We start from the raw sequence: 18,940 nt of genomic DNA, 5'->3' as shown, positions 1-18,940 counted from the left end.
TTTTTATTAAATGATAGCGGTAAGCGTTTTTGTAAACTCCTTAACTTATGCTCACGCTATGCATAGGGTTATTATGAGTGTAACAAAATATGAATGGTATTTGATTTGGCAGAATGATAGTTTATACGTGGCTATCCAGAATACATGGACTAAAGCTAATGCACTGGAGCAGTACATGACGGTAGATATTAACATAGAACCGGATGGAACTCTGCGGATATCTAAACAGGAGGGCCAGCAATGAGCTCAATTTCAATTATCTCCTTGAAACAGAAAGCGCTAGAGTTGCCGGAACCTGTCACATCCCTTGATATTGGCAGGTATAACAGGGGCATGCTTGAGAAAAATGTAAAAAAATATAGCTTCAGGAGGGAAGAATAATGAATTATTCGTTACGTTTTCTGTCTTCTATACGTTCCATCTCAATCCTGGAAGCAGAATTGACAAATTCTGAAACAGACCTGAAGCCTAATTCTGAATACTTTTCGATAAAATTCTTAATGTTAAAATACAGATCTGATGGAATTTTCACATCTTTATACGTTTTCGCCATGCATGTCTTATATTATGAGAGTATAAAAAAGATATTAGACATATATGGCGAAATATTTATAAGCAAAAAATGTATTTAGACATATATGTCTAACAAGAGGTACATGATATGAAAATCTGGAAGGATGTTAAAATTCCTGATTCTTTATTTCAACAGATAAAAGTTGTCATAGCTAACAACGAGAACTACAACTCTGTTTCGGACTTTACAAGGATTGCGGCCATGAAAGAACTTGAACGGTTAAGGGGCGATAAAAAATGAAATCACTGCTATTGATAGGTATCACAATAGAGCCAAGGGGGTCCAAATGACCAGGGTATCCATTGTACAATTGAAACAAAAGGCGATGAAGCTACCAGAGCCTGTAAAATCATTGATTTTATCAGAACCGGATAGCATGGACAGTGCTGAGTTCATAACAAAACTAGGGACATGGGACAAACTGCTAGCAATGGAGGCGAATAACAAATGATAAATAGAAACAGGGAAAGACACCAACCAATTAATTCTGGCTATTCTAATACAAATAACACATCTAACAATATTAACCTTTCTATTGACAGAATTGAAATTGCAAAGGAGACAATGAATTTTTTAATGCCATTTCCCCGGATACATGCGATTTTAGTAAAACCTAATGAGAAGATCCCCTTAGAGCCGGACTGGCAACATAAAAACAATTATCCGGTTACATCTACATATGTTTTAAATCACTTAATAAGCGGCGGCAACTGGGGTTTAATACATCCTGCTGGAATGTCAGTTGGAATAGATGATGACAATTCTCACATAAGGAAAGCTGTTTTATCTTTAGGAAATACATTTAGCTACAATACCGGTAAGCCAGGACATTATTGTGATATTTTTATAATAAAGGATGAACCGGTAGGCAATATTCCATTGATTGACGGAGCTTATATAAGAGGGAAAGGCGGGCAGAACTTGGGACCAGGATCAATTCATCCAAACGGCAATATTTATGGTTCTACATATTTTAATTTAGTTCCACCATTAAAAATAAAAAAATCGGAATTACTGGAAAAATTTGCACCGGTTATTAATGGTAAGGAAAAGTTGGGTAAAAACGGATCAAAGGCGGAATATAAAAAGCCAATAAATCCAGAATCCCTTGAAATGAAGGATCTTGTTGATCTTTCAAATTTTAAGCAGAACGGGCAGAAATTCCAAGGCCCGCATCCTATACATGGCTCCAGTACCGGTAGCAATTTTCTTGTGGACTTAGATTTAAATTCCTGGCACTGCTTCAGGCATGGCACAGGGGGTGGCCCATTGCAGTGGATAGCTGTTTCTACCGGTGTTATTGGATGTGAAGAGAGCATTCCGGGAAAGATTCAAGGAGAGCTATTCTGGAAGGTGATAGCGGCAGCACATAATAATTTTGGATTAAGTTATGAAAAACTGGTTGAAGCTTTAGGAGGAGAATAAATGACAAGCAAGGATAACAAAGATACAGCAGAGGATGCCAAAAAGAAATTCAAAGAAGCTGAAATGAGGGAAAATCCTATTGCGAGGGGCTTAAAGCTTCTTGCGGGCATGGATACGGATCACGCTTTCGAGGAAAACGGAAAGGGCTTCAACAAAATCGACACGGAACTGGGGCATGCACTAGCCAACAAAGAGACCTTGACCTATGAAGAATTGAAAACCGCGAAAACTATTCTAAGGAAATACAAGGCACAACTGGGTGCGAACCTCTATCTTGAGGTTATCAACTTCACACCAAGCAAGAAAAGTGATAAGGAAAAACAGGAAAACATGAGTGCCATTTATAAAACACGCTTTAACCTTGACGGTTTCCATTATGCCGAGTTTTCAGACGATGGGCAGTTCAGGTTCCTGAAGTATAGATATAGTTCCTTCGAGGTTGTGGATAGTGTTGAGGTTCCGGATCCTGAAGATCCTGAAAAGGAGTACACTGTAGTGCCGGCTCCGCAGATAGCTCAAACAAAAAAGGATAGAATACTTCAGGAAGAGGAAACAGAACCAGTCAAATTTCCAGGAAAACCCCAAAGATACGATTCGGAATACGGGCTCTTCAATGAGATAAGAGGGTTCATTCACACTTACGTAGAACTAAGGCCAGATGACGAGATTGTTCTCTCCCTTTACACGCTCAAAGCTATCCTTTTTGATGCTCTCAAGGATTCCTCCTTCCCGTTCGTGCACATGATTGCCCCATACGGCAAAGGGAAATCCCGCCTGCTGACTGTCCTGTGTGAGTTAACCCCATACGGCTTTTATGCCATAGATATTAAGTCAGCGCCTTTGAAGCGTGTTTCCGAACTCTACAAAGTAATATTGTTTGTTGATGAGAAGGGACAGATGGACCAGGAAACTTCAGCAATAATCAACGCGAAATACAACAGAAATTCTATAGTGCTCAACGCAAGCACCGAGATACAGTCGGGGTTCAGCTCCATCATTGGTTACTCTATCTACGGCCCTATGTTACTTGCAGGAAGAGAGCCATTCAAGGACGATGCAATAGAATCAAAAAGCTTGCAGATCAACATGGATTATCCATTGAACCGTGAGGACATACCACGCAAAATCAAAGGGAAAATATACGAGGCATACATAGCAAAGGCCCGGGAACTCAGAAGCAAGTTGCTGCAATTCCGTATAAACTGGCACGATAAAATAAATAATGTGCAGCCAAGTGAATTCCTTAAGAAATATGAAGACAAGACAGAGCCCCGGCTTTTCGAAGTTATATCATTTTTCGAAGATCTAATCGAGATAATTCCGGAAATCAAACCCGAAATCACGAAGGTTCTGGAAGATCAGATCATAAGAAATGTTGAGGTTGCGAGGGGGACTCCCAACGGCATTATAGCTGAAACAGTCCTCAGCAAGATTGATTCAGGCGAGGATCAGTGCGAATATACAATAAATGGGAAAGCACATACGGGGATATATCTTACTTCAATCTATGAGGATATTGGAGAGAACTATAAACAGAGAGCAGGGAGAATCCTGTCAGCACTGGGCATCAAGACAGACAGGCCAAGGGTAGAATTCACACGCAAAACACAGGACCGGATGGAAACGTACAAGAAGAAAATATCCGTTGTTAGGATTCCAGATGACAAAAAGCTCAATGAATTGAAATCCAGATATGACCCAGAATACATGAAAGCAATTTTATCCAGTATTTTTAAGGCTCAGCAAGCAATCGTGGACGAACAGGACGAACAGGACGAACAACGGGGAACTCCACATAAAAAAAAATGAAGAGAAAGAAAATAATGAAAAAAAAGAGGGCACCTTCCATAATAATCGTCCTAATAGTCCTAATCGTCCAGCATTGGATGGTAAAACCGCGATTTCCGATGTCCAGAGTGATTTTTCTACTAGCAAGGAAATGAGAGGAGACGCAGAACCCGTTAATGTTCTTCCAGAAAAATTCAATGCTGAGATAACTAAAGAACTTATCGATGCAATAAGGAGGAAATTATCTACTGAGAAATTTATACTGGATGGCAATACTGGCTCCTCATTTGACAAGAAATATTTCCAGCTATATATCCACCCAACTAAACTTTCACTGGAGCGCTTTATCCATTTAAAAGAGATAATGAAAGGTTTCGGCTTTGACTATTCTTCTATCCAGGAACCATACGGAATAAGATTTATTCGTAAAATAGGGGGTGTGAGCAATGATTAATACCGTATTTTTAAAAAATTAAAATACCAGAATTTTAATGGTTTTCAGGGCTTAGATTGGTATATGTGTATGCAAGAATGGTTTAAAAAAATAGGGATAGGCGGCAATACGGAAAATCAAGGTGCTATGAATGACACTGAATCAATTGGAAAAATTTAAAATTAAGAGGAAAGATGACTCATACCTATCGTATTATACATTGATAAGGGTTAGAGGATCTAAACCGGTGCCATGTTTTGCAGTGCCATCCCACCTTTACAAATATTCAGAACATGAACTGGGATTATACCTGAAATACCATAAGAATTACTGGGGAAAACTGGGCAAATTCATGAATACAAAAGATAACCAGTATATGGAAATATTAGACCGTGAAATGGAAGAACAGAAACGGAATATCTGGGAAGAACTCAAAAAAACCATAGTTTCAGATATATCAGAAATTCGGTATGAAATACTGACCGGTTTTGATTTTAGCCACCTGGGAAAACAGAAGATTAAGAATACCTTTTAAAATCGCTGTTTTAAATTGAGTTCCCAAGAGGCAAGAATAACATTCCCTGAAGATGATGGGGATGAAGGACCGGGTGAACTTTAACGATAAATATTTTCCAAACCACGTGTTATATTACCTTTAAGACATTTTAACTCACTTATTTCTTTTATATAAAGCCGTATTATAAAATTAAATCCCTGTAAAATTGCCTTATTTCGCATTTTCCTTATAATTTTTAATTGGTCTTACCCCGGTATAATAAACCATAACCATGCGTCAAAACTATGTTGTGATTACCTCGGAGATAGAGAGAGAAGCTTTGCGTGGTGTGCTGTTATAGACTTTTATTAAAGATGGGAATTCAAAGGCATTTAAGTCTCAAAAAAGCTAGCGTAGAGAGACCTTATGATTATTCATGACTTACTTCAATAATCTCTGCGAATTTATTTAGGACAATCTTGTCGACAATATATAATTCTCCATCTTGCACCTCAATAGGTTCCATTTCTGACTTCTTTTCAACCCATTCCCAGTACGAAGGAGCCATTTTGACGTATTTGAATATTATATAAGGATTTCCTTTTTCTTCCTGATCTACTAGTTCTACCTTGAATAAATATACATTTTTGATATCTTCATTCATAAGTGCAATCTGTATGTAAGACCGAATCATTAAACCAGTACCAAAAATGATTAGGGATACTATAACGATTTCTGGCGACCTATATAGAGAGTATACCCAATATAGATAAACTGGTATAATAGATATCAACAGTATAACGCCTATGAGGCGAACCAAATCCCATTTGCTACCTTTTATTTCTTCGCTGTTCCTCAAGTCAGATTCACCTTGAACGGCAAACTCACGATCAGAGTTTTTATCAATCCTATTACGCCTACTAATAACTGAAATTCTCAAAAACCATGGTCTATAGTTAAAATTTTCGTATTTAATCAAAATCTGGTTATCCTTCAATGTGTGGTCTGGGTGCGAGACTATGTGAAGGTTTGAATAGAATTCAGAATAAGATGTAAAATCACAGCTCATACACTTATATAACCTCAGATAAACACCCTTTCCGTTGTGATAAGACTTTCTCATAGCATGAGTGAGCCCATAATAAAGCTCTATTAGGGCAATAATAAAGATAATGCTCAATTCAAACACAAGGGAGTGGGAATATGCCAGATAACCAAAACCGCGAAAACTATTTATTATAACGATGATGAATTGAAAGGTAAATGTCAGGACAGCAAAAAATGCAGTATACTTGAAAATGTTAAATTCCGGATTATTGCTTGAGAAGAAATTCCGATCTTTATACAGTAACTCCTCTATTATTTCTTTTTTTGTTATATATCCGTTTTCACTCACAAAATAATAAGATAGCCATTACTATTAATTTTTACTATCAACAATTTAAGGCTCAAAAGAAATCTTTCATAATAGACTTCGTTGTTTATATCAAAGATCTAGGATCACAAATCATTTTTGTGTAATTCCGGTAGCTGATACAGCTACAATTAGAGAAATGTTCCAAGTGGTGTGTCCTTTGTAAGTACACAAGATACTATGAGCATATAGTCGAGTCATTGAAAGACAACAGAACGTATAAAGAGTAGATGAAAAGTGGTATGTAAAGAATTATGTCAAATACAAGAAACACTATGTCAGAATGTATGAATTCGTAATTTCTTTAACTATAAAAATCAAGAAAAGGAATAATATAAACAAAGTTGCAAATGACGGCCTTTTTCTCACGTTGGTGAAAATCAAGGTCAATAAAGCAAAGTATCAAAATTAGCCAATAACCTGAAAGTAATAATAGGTTTTATAGCGAATGTGCATATTTTCTCATTAACCAACTAAAGCCTTAATCAAATCTTTCAAATTATCGAAATGGTACTTGTTAAAGTCTTCTTCATTAATTCTTACATATTTCCAGGATTTGCCCGTAATATTGGAAGCATCTCTACACCATGCAACTATTCTCTTATCTTTGAATTTGACATCCACATCTTCCCTTCCTTTTGTTTCTAGCACAAAATTTGTATCTTTGGTGATAGCTATAAAGTCTGGATTGTAAACTCTAAGATCGCCAGCTGAATCTCTGTATTCAACAAAAAAATGTATTTGTCGAACAATTTTACAGAAAGAAATTACATCATTGGCAGAATGTAAAAATTTTGAAAAATTCACCTCTAAATCATTATCGCATGGAACATAGTTAAAAATACACTTAGATGAAGAATAAACCTGCTTTGTCCAAGTAAATGGTTGTGTGCTGGATATCTTTATGTAATCATAAATATTAGGCTCTCTTTCAGTAAATGATAAGTCTTTCAAGCTGCTTACAAACAAATCTACAAGTTTTTGCTGTATTTCGGGAGTGCTTAATTGATATAATACACGGGGATCGTTTAAATCGACTTGCTGGTCAAAGAGTTTTGTTTCAACATATGATTTTATAAATGGATAGAAGTCTGAGAACATATTTGGCAGTTTAAGTTGTTTCAGTATTATATCAGTATAGTAAGCAATAACGCTCTTAGTATCTTTAGGGACTGGAAGGTCCCAAACTCTTTCTACCGCCACTACATTTGTAATCATATCATAAGCTTTGTATGTTGTCTTAAGTACCTTGTTTTCTAGGGGTAGTGATAGAGCCTTAATTTTGTCAATAACAGCTTCATCAATTTGAAATTCCCTTATTATAATTCTGTTAGTCAAGACCGGTATTTCTATATCTTGGGATATTTTGTCCATGTCAACATAAATTGTAGTTATGTTTAGGGGAGTATCAACGTTAACCTTTCCAAAGTTCATGTTTTCCTCTTTTTCAAGTTCCTCTATTATCTGCATCAACCCAGGTGGACCAATAACCTCTAGAACGTCAAGTGATTGGTTTACATCTGCATTCTGATCCGGAAACATCTTTCTGAGTCCTCTTCCAATAACCTGTTCAGGAAGCACATTCCTTTCGGAAGTATAGGATCTCAATCCTACAATAACGTTGACGTTCCTGACATCCCATCCTTCATTTAACATCATAGTGCTAACAATTACTTCGAATCTATTTGCATTACTATCTATATTCTGGGCTGATTTTCTTGCATTTTCTATATCAGATTTAACAACCTCCCCTGTACTGTCTGTATGTATAAGCAGAATTTTATCCTTTAAACCGGGAAGCGAACTAAGGTAACCCTTTAACTCATCCGCTTCTTTATTGCTTGGGCATTGGAAAAATATTATAGGTTTCTTTGATAACTTAGATAAAGCATTCTTATACTCCTGCCATCTTCTTATTCCCGCTTCTATCCAGGCTTTGTATCTCTCTACTATATTTTCCGATGAGATTTCTGTTGCATTATCAACAATACCCTTTAGCGGTCTTTTAACGATATTCATATCTATGGCTTCTTTTAGTGTAAAATCAACAATTAACCATGGGAAAAGGGCACCATTTTCTGATTTTGGTGTGGCGGAAAAGTCTAATTCAGTTATTATTCCTTTTCCAAAGGTGGATTCTAAATGCCTATGGAGTTCAACTAAAATGTTCTTCCACTTTTTTTCATAGTTGTATATGTGATGTGCTTCATCCTTAAGTATCATTATATTCGGTATTTTTTCAAGGACTTCTAGTATTCTGTTTTCCTGCGATATATTTGTACGGTCAACTTCTTTCAGGTCTAATACATCGTCCACAAATTTCTCAGATTCTTTTTTTCTATTAGATTTTTCTTGAAGTTGCTGTATATTAGTCAGGAACAACACAGAATCAGGTACTGTGTAGAATGGGTCCTCCTTAAGTATAACTTTAAGATTGAAAGAATCATACAATTCAGGTGGAATTAAGGGGATTGCTGTGAATATTTTACCATCCTGATAATCTCTTTTCAGCCTATCATATATTATATTTTTTTCACCTGCTATAATAAGAAATTTAGAAGTGTAATTATTTCTGTCTTCTAACTGATAATTTAAATACTGCCATATTATTGTTAAAGCCATAACATAGGTTTTACCGGAGCCAGTAGCCATTTTAAAGCCATACAAGGGATACAGGTCTGTCTCAGGATCATAAAATCTTATGGGACCATCTCCAAATTCTCTAGCTAAATCTATGAAAGATTTCTTTTTCATAACTTCATAGATGTAGATTAAGGTCTCAATAGATTCCCTTTGCGCATACCAGAATTCAAATTTTTCGTTGTTGATAATATGATCTTCGTTGAACCAATAGTTTAGAAGCCTCTTAGTAGTATTTGTTGTGCCTGGATAACCCGTGGTTCTCCACTGGTGAATAGCCAGTCTTAATTTGTTAACCAAATAACACTTACTTTTATCCCTATCTTCAGGTATTAAAATATCTGCTGGATTCATATCTCCACCTTCAGCACCTTATTGGTATCGTTTCCAAAAACATCAACAACTTTTACCATTATTGTATATTCTCCATTATTTTCGTAATTATGTTTGGCTTCGTACTCTACTTTTAAATCTTTTTTAGTTCTATAGCTCTGCCATTGATTATGAAAAGTATCGCTTTTATAATCCCAATCGATAGCCCAATAATCAATTAACTGCCTTGAGTCCTTTATCGTTTCAATTATATCAGAAATGTCAGGCGTTTCTGAAATTTGAAAATCCTCAATTTTCAAAATTATTTCTTTCCCCTTTATTTTCTTAGAGACCTCGAGATATGCAAGCGGGTTAAATTTAACTGTTGGAATCAGATTTTTCTCTATCACTTGGTCTGGAATTTTTAACAATTTTAAATCTATTTTTGTATCTGCAAGTGCAGACTTTAGCTCATTTACGTTTGGTATTTGAATTAGGTTAAGTTCCACACCATCTCCTTCTGCAACCTTTTTTGCAAGTTCATTTACTTCGTAATTCCACTCCCATCCAAGAACATCTGCCTTGTTAAATCCACTGGAGATGCATTCAGATACAAAATTTCCAATCTCATCCATGGAAACGGGTGCGTTGATTGGACCTATGTGCACTGCTCTGTTACCAATTGATGCATGTATATATTTGTACCCATTTTCCCGTTTGGATTTATATAATTTAATCATAAATTCGATGTAGTCTGTTGGGTTTTCCTTCCAATACGCCATTTCGTAATTTCCTATATTATGTATTTCAAATGGTCTTGCAGGTTTTCCATATTTATTAACTTCTTCATTAGTTAAATTCTTGGAGTTATGGATATCTAGCAATCTCTTCCTACTAACTTGAATTGCATATTTGGACAAATCAGAACCGATCCATCTTCTACCTAATTTCTCTGCCACGGCCAATGTTGTACCGGAACCGCAGAAGAAGTCGGCAACAATGTCTCCTTTATTGCTTGATGCCTTTATTACGCGCTCAAGCAGTGCTTCAGGTTTCTGAGTGGGGTATCCTATAAATTGGCTTGATACGTTTAGCACGGCAGGGATATCCCACACATCATCAGGATGTGCCATGACGTATATTTTTCCATTCTCATCTGTTTGGTATCCCTCTGTGGAGTTAAAAAAGGGTTTTTCATAATATCGCTTCTCCTTAATTAGGTTAAATGTGAAGTCGGAATCCTTATTCTTTACATAAAACAGTATGGTATCATGTTTTCTTCCCCAATTTAGCTTGCTTACACCACCAGTATGATAATGCCATACTATATCAGCCATAAAGTTGATACCAAAAATTTCGTCACATATAATTTTTACATAATGGCTCACACGCCAATCCAAATGAATGTAAATCGAGCCATTATCGGCTAATAGATCTCTCATTATTGATAATCTCTCATACATATACTTAAGATATGAAGATATACCACCACTCCAAGTATCTCTATAGGCTCTCTGCTCTATTACTGATGGTTCCTTCTCTACTTCTGTATCGTCATTAACCTGTGTGGTATATGAAAAGTCGGCTCCGGTATAAAATGGAGGGTCAATGTATATTAGATTTATTTTCCCTGCCCAACCCTGTTTTAAAAGCGATGACATTACCAGTTTGTTATCGCCCCAAATAAGCTTATTCTTCCAATCAATTGGATATCTATCTGGCCATTTATCTTCCGGGAAAAGGGAATTGTTTAAACCGCCTTTGGGACGAGGCTTATTAACGGTCTCTATGACCTGAAACGGTAAGTTGGGATAATCAATAGGTAACCTATTACTTAAATTCATTTTTTTATATTTATCGTACCAAAGGAGTTCCACATATTTTTCATCTTTTTCCATAATAAAGCCTCTTTTTTTAATTTTCTATTTACAATATCAACATCAGATAATAATGTTTGTGCTTCTATCTATGCCGGATATTGAGTGTCTGTGTTGTATGTAGTATTTTTACTAATAATGAACATAATAAACTTCAAAATAATTAATCAAAAATTCCGGTTTTAAAAATGAAGCAAATGAGGGCAAATTTAAAAGAAAGTATGCTTACAGTAGAATAACCATTAACATACTTTAGAAGCGAATTAGGGGTATTTTAACCTATTTTTTAATCGCAAGATAAGAGGGTGTAAAAACAATTCTAAACTGAAAATAAATTAACCGTTATCTCAATGATTTTACAGTGTAAGAGGCATGGGTGGTGTAATTCTACCCTTAATATGATTTTACCTGTCCACATGCCTATTGGGGGAGCTTCACTATAGCCTTGCTTCCCGGAAAGTCCCTCACATATTCCCATCCCCGTTCAATGTATGTTTCCACGTCCTTGAAAGGTATCACTTTTTGAGAATTCCCATTGTTCAGGATGTCAGCCTTCTTGGTTTTGAATATTTCCCCAAGCCTTTTCTGATATTCAGCACTGTCAAGATTCCGGAGCTCCTCTTTCTGGTCTTCATCCAGGGTAACGCCTAATGCACCGGTAAGTGTATCGATGGCAGCATCCCTTAGTATTTTTTGATAGTCCTCTTCTTTTATGCCCTTCTCCTCAGTCTCAAAGAACTTGGAACACTTCAGGTATGCGGATCTCATTTCTTCAATCATATCCGGCGGAAGCCTCTTATTGGTAGAATAACGGGCCTCAATATCACCGGTATGACCCATTAGAAACATTCTCCAGGGATGGGAAATAATTCCCTTATTTTCAGCATTATCGAGAGCGGTGGCAAAATAAGCCCTCAAAACGTAAGGTCTCCATGAAAAACCGGATTCGGTGATAGCTTTTCTGATATCCCTTGTTGCGAGTAGCGTTCTTATGTATTCATGGCTAATACGTCCCTGTGAGTCTAATTTGAATAGAGGAGTGTCTGCTTTCAGGTTATCTCCTTCCCTTATCCTTACTTCAAGGTATTCTTTCAGGTATTTCGTTCCTTCTTGCCCCAGAAATGAAAAATAGGTATGCCTTGCCTTGCTCAGTGTGTATCTCACATTAACCATAGTGGGAATTTTTTCAAATTCCACTTTGCCATTTTCTATCTTCATTTCCGGGAAGTCTGATAGTTTCAAACCATCTTTGCCTTCTGCATTTCCAAGGGTTTCGGGCCTCAAACCACTGAATGCTAACAATGAAATTGCCACTTTTGCCCTTCCTGAACCTTTCCTCAGCATTTTTGCAAGTTCAGACTTTTCCGGTATCCTCTCCCCTTCCACTCTCGGAGATCTGTTCTCATAGGCAATGTTGACATTAAGCTTGAAGTCCAGTCCGTTGAATCCTAACCAAGAACGTAAAACCTTTTTGTATCGGGAAATATATGAACCTGCCTTTCCTTCACTTTCCATTTTCCTGACAAAATCCATAAAGTCATTTCTCAATTTCCCGGACTTCGCATCCTGAATAATAGTATCTGGAGTAGCCCCTGTAAGCTCACAATAATAGCCAAGCCCTCTGAGGTAAACAGTTGCCGTAAGATATGATTTAGCATTGAGGTTCCCAAACCACCGGCTTATTTCCTCATTCTCTAACAAATGCTTGTATTTCGCTACGAAAGTCATAAACGAATATACACTAGAAATATATAAGGTATTCGATTATGAACATCTATGGGTCTGTCCGGATTTGGACCGGAGTTTCCAACTCCCGAAGCTGGAAGGATACCAGGCTACCCCACAAACCCTAGGGTCTTAATTGATTTACCGTATAAAAAGTTATTTTTTAATTTCCTCCCTGATAAATCTTGCCACTGAAACAGCGTCAGCATCTCCCAGATTATCAAGGTTTATTGCTATATTTTCCATGTCCTCAGGGCGATTCTGGCTGAGCTTGAATTTTGCATTAATTGCCGAGACCCGTATTTTAAAACCCACAATCTGCAGCACCATCTTGCTATAATATTCCCTCTTATCGTTTCTTTCCTCTGCCCATTTCTCATCATAAAAACGTGACATTTCCAGTAAGAATTTTCTTGTTTCTGCCTCATCCATTAATTCCAGTTTTCCATCCATCCTGACGGTCATATAATCCCATGTGGGCACTGAGTCTTTATCTTTATAATATAAAGGTGAAATGTAATGATGTGGGCCCGTAAATAATGCAGTGACAGCCTGACCCTTGGATCTATACCATTGCATATTTGCCCTTGCCATATGACCTTTTAATACAAATTTTTCATCTTCTTTGCCCAGCATGAGGGGGATCTGGGTATTGTATATTTCATTGTTATATATGCTCAGAAGAATGCCGAAATTGTTATCTTCAACAAATCTGACGATCTTTTTAAGGTCATCGATTTTGAATTCACGTGGGATGTACATGCCATAAAATATTGTTTCCATATAAAAATATTCGCAACAACAATTCCATTGTCAGTAAACACATACAGAATCTTGAAAAATAATATTATATAATGTATTCATTACTATTCATGGATACTTTTCCTTTTTATACCATGAACGATTTTGACTTTACCGGCAAAAGAGTTTACCTGAGGATAGATATAAATTCTCCCATTAACCCAATTAATGGAGAGATACTTGATGACACCAGATTCAGGCACCACATACAGACAATAAATGAACTGAAAAATTCAAAGCTGGTCATTGTGGCACATCAGGGAAGGCCGGGAGACAGCGATTTCGTCAGCTTGCATAACCATGCAAGGCATCTTGAAAAACTTATAGGCAGGGATGTGATATTTGTGGATTCCCTTATAGGATCTGCGGCTGAGGACAGAATCAGGCGTATGAAGACAGGGGATATCATAATGCTGGAGAATTCAAGGTTTTACAGTGAGGAGGTGGTTGTGAAGGATGAGGAAAATTCTCTGGAAAATACCCATATTATTAAAACCCTATCACAGTTTTTTGACTACTATGTCATAGATGCATTTGCCGCCATACACAGGGCCCAGGCAACACTCACAGGGTTCAGGAATGCCGGGCCAAATATTGCCGGGCGGCTTATGGAGAACGAGGTAAGGAATATAGAAACGTTCAAAACATCAAATGTGCACCCCAAACTGGCAATACTTGGCGGTTCAAAAATAACAGACGCAATACAGGTAGCAAGGCCGTTCCTGGAAAACCATATTGTGGATGACATAATACTCGGTGGTGTTGTTGCAAATATATTCCTCTGGGCGTCCGGAGTTGATATTGGCCTTAGAAATAAGGAATTCATAATGAAGCACAGCAAGAATTATGAAACGCTGATAGAGGATTGTAAATATCTTCTATCAAAATATAGAAAAAGCATACATATGCCTGTTGACTTTGTCCTGAATCCATCAGGAGATAGAATAAATTCCGGAGACCATGTTCCGGAGGGGGAATTAATAGCAGATATAGGCATGGAATCTGTTGCAAATTTCAGTAAAATAATTGGAAACGCAAAAAATATCTTTCTGAATGGCCCAATGGGAATGTACGAAATAAATGAATATTCACTTGGCACGAGGGAATTGTTCAACGACGTTGCACAATCAAATGCCTCCAAGATAGTGGGGGGTGGGCATACCATTAATGCAATAAATGAGTTTTCACTGACAAGGTCAATGGGATATATATCAACAGGTGGTGGGGCCCTGATAAATTATTTATCCGGTGAGTCCATACCAGTTATAGAATCACTTATCAAAAACAGGGAGATATTTGGAGGTAATTAAATGGCGGGAGAAAATGAATTAATGGAACAGATAGAATATTTAAAGAATTTAATAGAGAATATAGATTCAAGGTTGAATCTTTTAATGAAGACACTAGAGGAATCTGCTGATACGCTGGCGCTCTTAAAGGATAATAATTATAAAAATTCCAAGGACGTTAAAATATCCATAGGTTCAGGGCTTTTTTCAAAGGCAACCCTGGATACTGACAAGATTGTGGTTCCCATCGGGTCCAGCATATACATAGAGGAGGAAAGAGAAAAAACCGTACAGAGGATGGAGGAGAATATCAAAAGCCTTCAGGATACATACAACAACCTGATCAAACAGAAACAAACAGCCCAGAATAATTACGATGCCCTGATGTATTCAATACAGAGATCACAGGAAGGAAGAAGCTGATGTTTGATAAACTCAAGAGGAAATTTTCAGAGGTTTTCTCCGGGCACGGTGAAAAAGAGGTCAATCAGGACCGCCAGTCCACCGGCAGCAAAACAGTGGAACAGGACAGGGTTATTCGCAGGGTGGATCTTGAAGATACTATTCAGGAGACATTGCTGGAATCCGATGTAAGCTTTGATGCGACTGAGGAGATTATAGGGCAGCTGAAGGCAAATCTAGGAAAAATAAAGAGAAAGGTAGATTATTCAACAGTTCAAAACGAACTCAAAAATGTTATCAGGGATCTGGTTAACAGGAATAATAATCAGGCCGTAGACCTCTTAAACATTGACAAAAAACCCTATGTTATTTTGTTCCTGGGCATAAACGGTACAGGCAAGACAACAACAATTGGCAAACTGGCATATTACCTAAAAGAGCATAATAAGAGCGTTGTGCTTTCAGCCTCTGATACATTCAGGGCAGGTGCCATAGACCAGCTGGGAATACTTGCCAGAAATGTGGGCGTTGAGATAATAAAACACGAGTTTAAAAGCGACCCGGCCTCGGTTGCCTTTGATGCAATAGACCATGCAAGGGCAAGGAAAATGGATTTTGTGCTTATAGATTCAGCTGGAAGGATGCAGACAAATAAAAACCTCCTGGACGAGATGAAAAAAATAAAGCGTGTGGCAAAGCCGGATATGACACTCCTTGTTCTGGATGCCATGATAGGGCAGGACGTAATAGAACAGGCTACAACATTTTCAAGGGAAATAAGTTATGATGGAATAATTGTAACAAAGCTGGATACAGATGCCAAGGGTGGTTCAATCATAAGCATTTCTGCAGGAATTAAAAAACCCATACTGTTTGTAGGAATTGGCCAGAATATGGGAGACCTGATACCATTTGACGTGGAATGGTATCTCAATAAAATATTTTCATCTTAACAGGTTCATAACAGAGGATATTGTTTTGTAATCCATATCTGTTTTAATTAGGGGTATATTTTCAATTTCAGATAGTTTTATTGCCAGCTCATCCACATTTCCGGGCTTAATGTATACAACTGCGGCAGGCTTCAGTGGGTGGGCCCGGATTGCAATCATGGGGCTCCTTCCATATGATACATCCGTTATAAAAATAATGCGCTGGCTTGACCATCCATATAGTTTGCTGTATTCTGCATATGAAAATTTAAGGATGGCTTTTATTCCGTCTATCATTGTATATCCCCTGATATTTCTCTTTAAATCGGCCCTGGAGCAGGCTGTGCCACGAATTTTAGTCATTATATACCTGAGTTCTATATCATGGTCATAGTCCTTTATATCCAGAAGTGCATCGGATGGTATTCCACTGTTGTACCTGCGTAAAAGTGTACCACCCCTTGATTCGTCTATTTTTATAAGTGCATCCACTATTTTTTTGATTGAATTGGCCCCGGGTGATTTTCTTCTTCCGGACTCATAATCACTGATTACAGATGGGGATACATCCATAAATTTTGATAATTCCATTTGGGAAATGCCGAATTCCTCACGCCACTTTTTTATGGTTATTCCAGGAGTTTCAGATATTGTTATTTCCCCTGCAATCTTTTCACTGATGTCCATGGCATATAATGACAGTATAGGATAAAAATATATTGATTCGATTATAATAGAATTTCACTTCACTTTTTAATGATATGCCTGCTGGAGAAGAATCCAAGGAAGATCCCCCATACAGCCCCGTAAAATATGTGCATGGTGTAATAGAAGAATGTTGATGGAATATAGTATTTTTCATACACATATAGGTGAAGCAGGAATATATTCACCGGCAGGCTGAAAACAAGCAGTATGAGAAACCCGGCCAGTATTCCTCTGCCGAGTCCGGCCATGGTGGCATTTATCCTAAGATGCGGTATATAATATGATATTAAGGCCGCAAACAATCCAACAACCGTCCCCACCAGAAAATGCAGCAAAAGCCCGTAAAGTTCTCCATATATTCCGGAAATTTTGAGCAGCCTCATGCCTATTGCTGTAAACTGGTATCCAGGTGAAAGTGTGGATGCAACGTCATACAGGTAAAACATTATGGCCTCAAATATTGCTGAAATGAATCCTGAAATCAATCCAAAAAACAGATATGTTTTAATTTTCATGGTATATTATTACGGCAACTTACAAATACATTCTTGGTAGAAGTTTTTGGCCCTAAGTCTGGAATGCCATATGGCCTGGCATAAATAAAGAATTATAAAGCAGGTAACTGATAGTTATCGTGATTTCTACAATATGAATTTTTAAAACTTCCATTTGTGGCAATATATTAAAATAACCCTTATGGAATACACTTATATGGAGTGTGAAACAATCAGCTGGCTTAACCAGCATCACGGGAAATATGAACTCAGCCACAGTGGGATGTCAAATGTTTTTAATTTAAAGGAGTATTTAAGTAATTCCCCTGAAAAGAGTGATATAGATTTAAAGGAAGAAATAGCCGGGCTGCATGGCTGTAGCCCAAAACAGGTTGTCATAACTCATGGTGCTACAGAGGCATTTTCCATGGTTCTTTTCCATCTGGCGGGGAAGTACAGGTCATTCAGTGTAAACCGGCCTGAATACGAGATGATATATAAAACACCGGGGATATTAGGTTTCAGGAATGGAGAGGAGGTATTTACCGCCAGCAATCCAAACAACCCCACAGGGACAATGGCAAAACTGCCAGAAAAATATGAATCTGCAGTAATAGATGAAACGTTCATGGAATTCATTGATACACTGGATCATTACACATACAGAAACGGATTTATCGTTAACACTTTTACAAAGGTCTACGGTGGAGGAGACCTGAGGCTTGGGTATATCGTGGCGCCCATGGAGGAAGATGCAGTGGCACTGGAAGGATTCAAGGGATTAATAACAGAGGATGTTTCTGTGCTGAATATTTCTGCCGGTTATCATGTACTAAAAAAACATGATGAATTATTACAGCAGGTAAGGAGCATCATAGGGGAAAATCACCGTGTCCTTGTGAAAAATAAGGGAAAATTAAAATTTTTCCAGGGAAAAACGCCACTTCCACTGCCTGTTTCATTTATGGATTACTCTGAATATACGGAAAGGGATTCAGATACAATAAGTGAGAAACTTGCAGAAAAAGGCATTATAGCATTACCAGCACGCTATTTCGGAATATCCGGAACATATTTACGGATATGCATAACAGGAAAAGATTTTCCGGAGGCATACAGCCAGTTAATCGGTGCACTGGAAAATATGGAATAAACCTATTCCCTGCTGTAAATTGCATAGAATTCTGCTTCAGGTGTTAGTTTATCCAGAATTTTATACGAATTTTCAGCGTCAATTTTTTTTCTACTCACGGCTTCTTTCGTTCTGTAAATTTTTATAAAATATCTGTGGTCACCATCCCCTCTGGGAGGGCACGGCCCCCTGTATCCCAGTTCACCAAAATCGTTCACCCCCTGATAGTACCCCTCTCCGGTTATCTCCCTGTTTCCAATATTTTCTTCCAGTGTAACGATACCAGCAGGTATGTTATATATAAGCCAGTGGGTGAACAGTCCTGAAGGTGCGTCCGGATCGTTCATAACAATAAAATAATAGCCCTCTTCGTTTCTGTCATGTATCTCTATCTTCGGGGAATAATCCTTTCCGCCACAGGTAAATTTATCAGGTATTCTGCGGCCCTCTGACATCCCTATAACCCTCAATTCCATACATATCAATTAAGAGAATACT

21 protein-coding genes and 1 tRNA gene are annotated in these 18,940 nt (G+C 37.6%); 12 read left to right on the top strand and 10 right to left on the bottom strand.

The annotated features are described in order from the left end of the window. Positions 1-10: 10 nt before the first annotated feature. Both RE471_RS04835 and RE471_RS04830 read left to right on the top strand, forming a co-directional pair. Positions 11-244: a hypothetical protein gene (locus RE471_RS04835; RefSeq protein WP_309215658.1), complete on the top strand. Its 234-nt coding sequence runs from the start codon at positions 11-13 to the stop codon at positions 242-244. Continuing rightward, positions 241-381, top strand: coding sequence for a hypothetical protein (locus tag RE471_RS04830; RefSeq protein WP_309215657.1), 141 nt, complete (start codon positions 241-243; stop codon positions 379-381). Before RE471_RS04835 ends, RE471_RS04830 begins: the two co-directional genes overlap by 4 nt. Positions 382-385: 4 nt before the next feature. Here the strand turns inward: RE471_RS04830 and RE471_RS04825 are convergent, their stop codons facing one another. Further along, a complete protein-coding gene (locus RE471_RS04825) occupies positions 386-553 on the bottom strand; it encodes a hypothetical protein (protein WP_309215656.1) in 168 nt (55 codons plus the stop codon). Between the two features lie 108 nt (positions 554-661). On the opposite strand from RE471_RS04825, the gene RE471_RS04820 reads away from it, so the two are divergent. The 6 genes from RE471_RS04820 to RE471_RS04795 all read left to right on the top strand — a co-directional run bounded on the left by RE471_RS04820 (position 662) and on the right by RE471_RS04795 (position 4,755). Then, complete coding sequence (locus tag RE471_RS04820) at positions 662-814, top strand: hypothetical protein (protein ID WP_309215655.1); 153 nt, start codon at positions 662-664, stop codon at positions 812-814. 46 nt (positions 815-860) lie between these two features. After that, positions 861-1,025, top strand: coding sequence for a hypothetical protein (locus RE471_RS04815; RefSeq protein WP_309215654.1), 165 nt, complete (start codon positions 861-863; stop codon positions 1,023-1,025). Next, entirely contained in the window at positions 1,022-1,999 is a 978-nt protein-coding gene (locus tag RE471_RS04810; RefSeq protein WP_309215653.1) for a hypothetical protein, read from the top strand. The genes RE471_RS04815 and RE471_RS04810 overlap by 4 nt, the downstream gene beginning before the upstream one ends. After that, positions 2,000-3,808 (top strand): hypothetical protein, encoded by a 1,809-nt coding sequence (locus tag RE471_RS04805; protein ID WP_309215652.1) that lies wholly within the window; start codon positions 2,000-2,002, stop codon positions 3,806-3,808. It abuts the gene before it with no gap. Positions 3,809-3,881: 73 nt separating this feature from the next. Then, positions 3,882-4,241, top strand: a complete 360-nt coding sequence (locus RE471_RS04800; protein ID WP_048074064.1) for a hypothetical protein — start codon at positions 3,882-3,884, stop codon at positions 4,239-4,241. 130 nt (positions 4,242-4,371) lie between these two features. Continuing rightward, entirely contained in the window at positions 4,372-4,755 is a 384-nt protein-coding gene (locus RE471_RS04795; protein ID WP_009887427.1) for a hypothetical protein, read from the top strand. Between the two features lie 391 nt (positions 4,756-5,146). On the opposite strand, the gene RE471_RS04790 is transcribed toward RE471_RS04795, so the two are convergent. From RE471_RS04790 to RE471_RS04765, 6 genes are all read right to left on the bottom strand, one after another. Then, complete coding sequence (locus tag RE471_RS04790) at positions 5,147-6,112, bottom strand: hypothetical protein (RefSeq protein WP_009887426.1); 966 nt, start codon at positions 6,110-6,112, stop codon at positions 5,147-5,149. Positions 6,113-6,595: 483 nt separating this feature from the next. Continuing rightward, complete coding sequence (locus RE471_RS04785) at positions 6,596-9,124, bottom strand: DEAD/DEAH box helicase family protein (RefSeq protein WP_309215650.1); 2,529 nt, start codon at positions 9,122-9,124, stop codon at positions 6,596-6,598. Next, positions 9,121-10,980: a site-specific DNA-methyltransferase gene (locus tag RE471_RS04780; RefSeq protein ID WP_009887423.1), complete on the bottom strand. Its 1,860-nt coding sequence runs from the start codon at positions 10,978-10,980 to the stop codon at positions 9,121-9,123. The genes RE471_RS04785 and RE471_RS04780 overlap by 4 nt, the downstream gene beginning before the upstream one ends. Positions 10,981-11,379: 399 nt before the next feature. Next, positions 11,380-12,687, bottom strand: a complete 1,308-nt coding sequence (locus RE471_RS04775) for a site-specific integrase (RefSeq protein ID WP_009887422.1) — start codon at positions 12,685-12,687, stop codon at positions 11,380-11,382. 49 nt (positions 12,688-12,736) lie between these two features. Continuing rightward, positions 12,737-12,809 (bottom strand) — tRNA-Pro (locus tag RE471_RS04770). 31 nt (positions 12,810-12,840) lie between these two features. Beyond that, positions 12,841-13,446: an FMN-binding negative transcriptional regulator gene (locus RE471_RS04765; RefSeq protein WP_309215649.1), complete on the bottom strand. Its 606-nt coding sequence runs from the start codon at positions 13,444-13,446 to the stop codon at positions 12,841-12,843. A gap of 110 nt (positions 13,447-13,556) precedes the next feature. Here RE471_RS04765 and RE471_RS04760 point away from each other — a divergent pair, with 110 nt between their 5' ends. The 3 genes from RE471_RS04760 to ftsY are packed head-to-tail and all read left to right on the top strand — an operon-like array spanning position 13,557 to position 16,129. Next, positions 13,557-14,795 (top strand): phosphoglycerate kinase, encoded by a 1,239-nt coding sequence (locus tag RE471_RS04760; protein ID WP_309215648.1) that lies wholly within the window; start codon positions 13,557-13,559, stop codon positions 14,793-14,795. Further along, positions 14,796-15,197 carry a prefoldin subunit alpha gene (gene pfdA, locus RE471_RS04755; protein ID WP_309215647.1) on the top strand — a complete coding sequence of 134 codons (402 nt, stop codon included), beginning with the start codon at positions 14,796-14,798 and terminating at the stop codon, positions 15,195-15,197. Further along, positions 15,197-16,129: a signal recognition particle-docking protein FtsY gene (ftsY, locus tag RE471_RS04750; RefSeq protein ID WP_309215646.1), complete on the top strand. Its 933-nt coding sequence runs from the start codon at positions 15,197-15,199 to the stop codon at positions 16,127-16,129. Before pfdA ends, ftsY begins: the two co-directional genes overlap by 1 nt. On the opposite strand, the gene RE471_RS04745 is transcribed toward ftsY, so the two are convergent. Together RE471_RS04745 and RE471_RS04740 are read right to left on the bottom strand one after the other, a co-directional pair. Further along, on the bottom strand, positions 16,121-16,795 hold the full coding sequence (locus RE471_RS04745; protein ID WP_298278843.1) for a helix-turn-helix domain-containing protein: 675 nt from the start codon (positions 16,793-16,795) through the stop codon (positions 16,121-16,123). The genes ftsY and RE471_RS04745 overlap by 9 nt on opposite strands. Before the next feature lie 59 nt (positions 16,796-16,854). After that, a complete protein-coding gene (locus RE471_RS04740; RefSeq protein ID WP_309215644.1) occupies positions 16,855-17,331 on the bottom strand; it encodes a hypothetical protein in 477 nt (158 codons plus the stop codon). Positions 17,332-17,527: 196 nt separating this feature from the next. On the opposite strand from RE471_RS04740, the gene RE471_RS04735 reads away from it, so the two are divergent. After that, on the top strand, positions 17,528-18,463 hold the full coding sequence (locus RE471_RS04735; protein WP_309215643.1) for a pyridoxal phosphate-dependent aminotransferase: 936 nt from the start codon (positions 17,528-17,530) through the stop codon (positions 18,461-18,463). Between the two features lie 2 nt (positions 18,464-18,465). Here the strand turns inward: RE471_RS04735 and RE471_RS04730 are convergent, their stop codons facing one another. Beyond that, positions 18,466-18,918, bottom strand: coding sequence for a YbhB/YbcL family Raf kinase inhibitor-like protein (locus RE471_RS04730; RefSeq protein ID WP_309215642.1), 453 nt, complete (start codon positions 18,916-18,918; stop codon positions 18,466-18,468). Positions 18,919-18,940: the final 22 nt, after the last annotated feature.

It is taken from the genome of Ferroplasma sp. (genome assembly GCF_031200575.1).
In the GTDB taxonomy this organism is placed as follows: domain Archaea; phylum Thermoplasmatota; class Thermoplasmata; order Thermoplasmatales; family Thermoplasmataceae; genus Ferroplasma.
Note: the sequence above shows the minus strand (reverse complement) of the source record. Positions and strands in the feature narration are given on the sequence as shown.

What these genes read in the sequence shown, in the direction of transcription:
- RE471_RS04835 (WP_309215658.1), top strand. Translation starts at nt 11, where the DNA reads ATGATAGCGGTAAGCGTTTTTGTAAACTCCTTAACTTATGCTCACGCT.
- RE471_RS04830 (WP_309215657.1), top strand. Translation starts at nt 241, where the DNA reads ATGAGCTCAATTTCAATTATCTCCTTGAAACAGAAAGCGCTAGAGTTG.
- RE471_RS04825 (WP_309215656.1), bottom strand. Translation starts at nt 553, where the DNA reads ATGGCGAAAACGTATAAAGATGTGAAAATTCCATCAGATCTGTATTTT.
- RE471_RS04820 (WP_309215655.1), top strand. Translation starts at nt 662, where the DNA reads ATGAAAATCTGGAAGGATGTTAAAATTCCTGATTCTTTATTTCAACAG.
- RE471_RS04815 (WP_309215654.1), top strand. Translation starts at nt 861, where the DNA reads ATGACCAGGGTATCCATTGTACAATTGAAACAAAAGGCGATGAAGCTA.
- RE471_RS04810 (WP_309215653.1), top strand. Translation starts at nt 1,022, where the DNA reads ATGATAAATAGAAACAGGGAAAGACACCAACCAATTAATTCTGGCTAT.
- RE471_RS04805 (WP_309215652.1), top strand. Translation starts at nt 2,000, where the DNA reads ATGACAAGCAAGGATAACAAAGATACAGCAGAGGATGCCAAAAAGAAA.
- RE471_RS04795 (WP_009887427.1), top strand. Translation starts at nt 4,372, where the DNA reads ATGACACTGAATCAATTGGAAAAATTTAAAATTAAGAGGAAAGATGAC.
- RE471_RS04785 (WP_309215650.1), bottom strand. Translation starts at nt 9,124, where the DNA reads ATGAATCCAGCAGATATTTTAATACCTGAAGATAGGGATAAAAGTAAG.
- RE471_RS04780 (WP_009887423.1), bottom strand. Translation starts at nt 10,980, where the DNA reads ATGGAAAAAGATGAAAAATATGTGGAACTCCTTTGGTACGATAAATAT.
- RE471_RS04775 (WP_009887422.1), bottom strand. Translation starts at nt 12,687, where the DNA reads ATGACTTTCGTAGCGAAATACAAGCATTTGTTAGAGAATGAGGAAATA.
- RE471_RS04765 (WP_309215649.1), bottom strand. Translation starts at nt 13,446, where the DNA reads ATGTACATCCCACGTGAATTCAAAATCGATGACCTTAAAAAGATCGTC.
- RE471_RS04760 (WP_309215648.1), top strand. Translation starts at nt 13,557, where the DNA reads ATGGATACTTTTCCTTTTTATACCATGAACGATTTTGACTTTACCGGC.
- pfdA (WP_309215647.1), top strand. Translation starts at nt 14,796, where the DNA reads ATGGCGGGAGAAAATGAATTAATGGAACAGATAGAATATTTAAAGAAT.
- ftsY (WP_309215646.1), top strand. Translation starts at nt 15,197, where the DNA reads ATGTTTGATAAACTCAAGAGGAAATTTTCAGAGGTTTTCTCCGGGCAC.
- RE471_RS04745 (WP_298278843.1), bottom strand. Translation starts at nt 16,795, where the DNA reads ATGGACATCAGTGAAAAGATTGCAGGGGAAATAACAATATCTGAAACT.
- RE471_RS04740 (WP_309215644.1), bottom strand. Translation starts at nt 17,331, where the DNA reads ATGAAAATTAAAACATATCTGTTTTTTGGATTGATTTCAGGATTCATT.
- RE471_RS04735 (WP_309215643.1), top strand. Translation starts at nt 17,528, where the DNA reads ATGGAGTGTGAAACAATCAGCTGGCTTAACCAGCATCACGGGAAATAT.
- RE471_RS04730 (WP_309215642.1), bottom strand. Translation starts at nt 18,918, where the DNA reads ATGGAATTGAGGGTTATAGGGATGTCAGAGGGCCGCAGAATACCTGAT.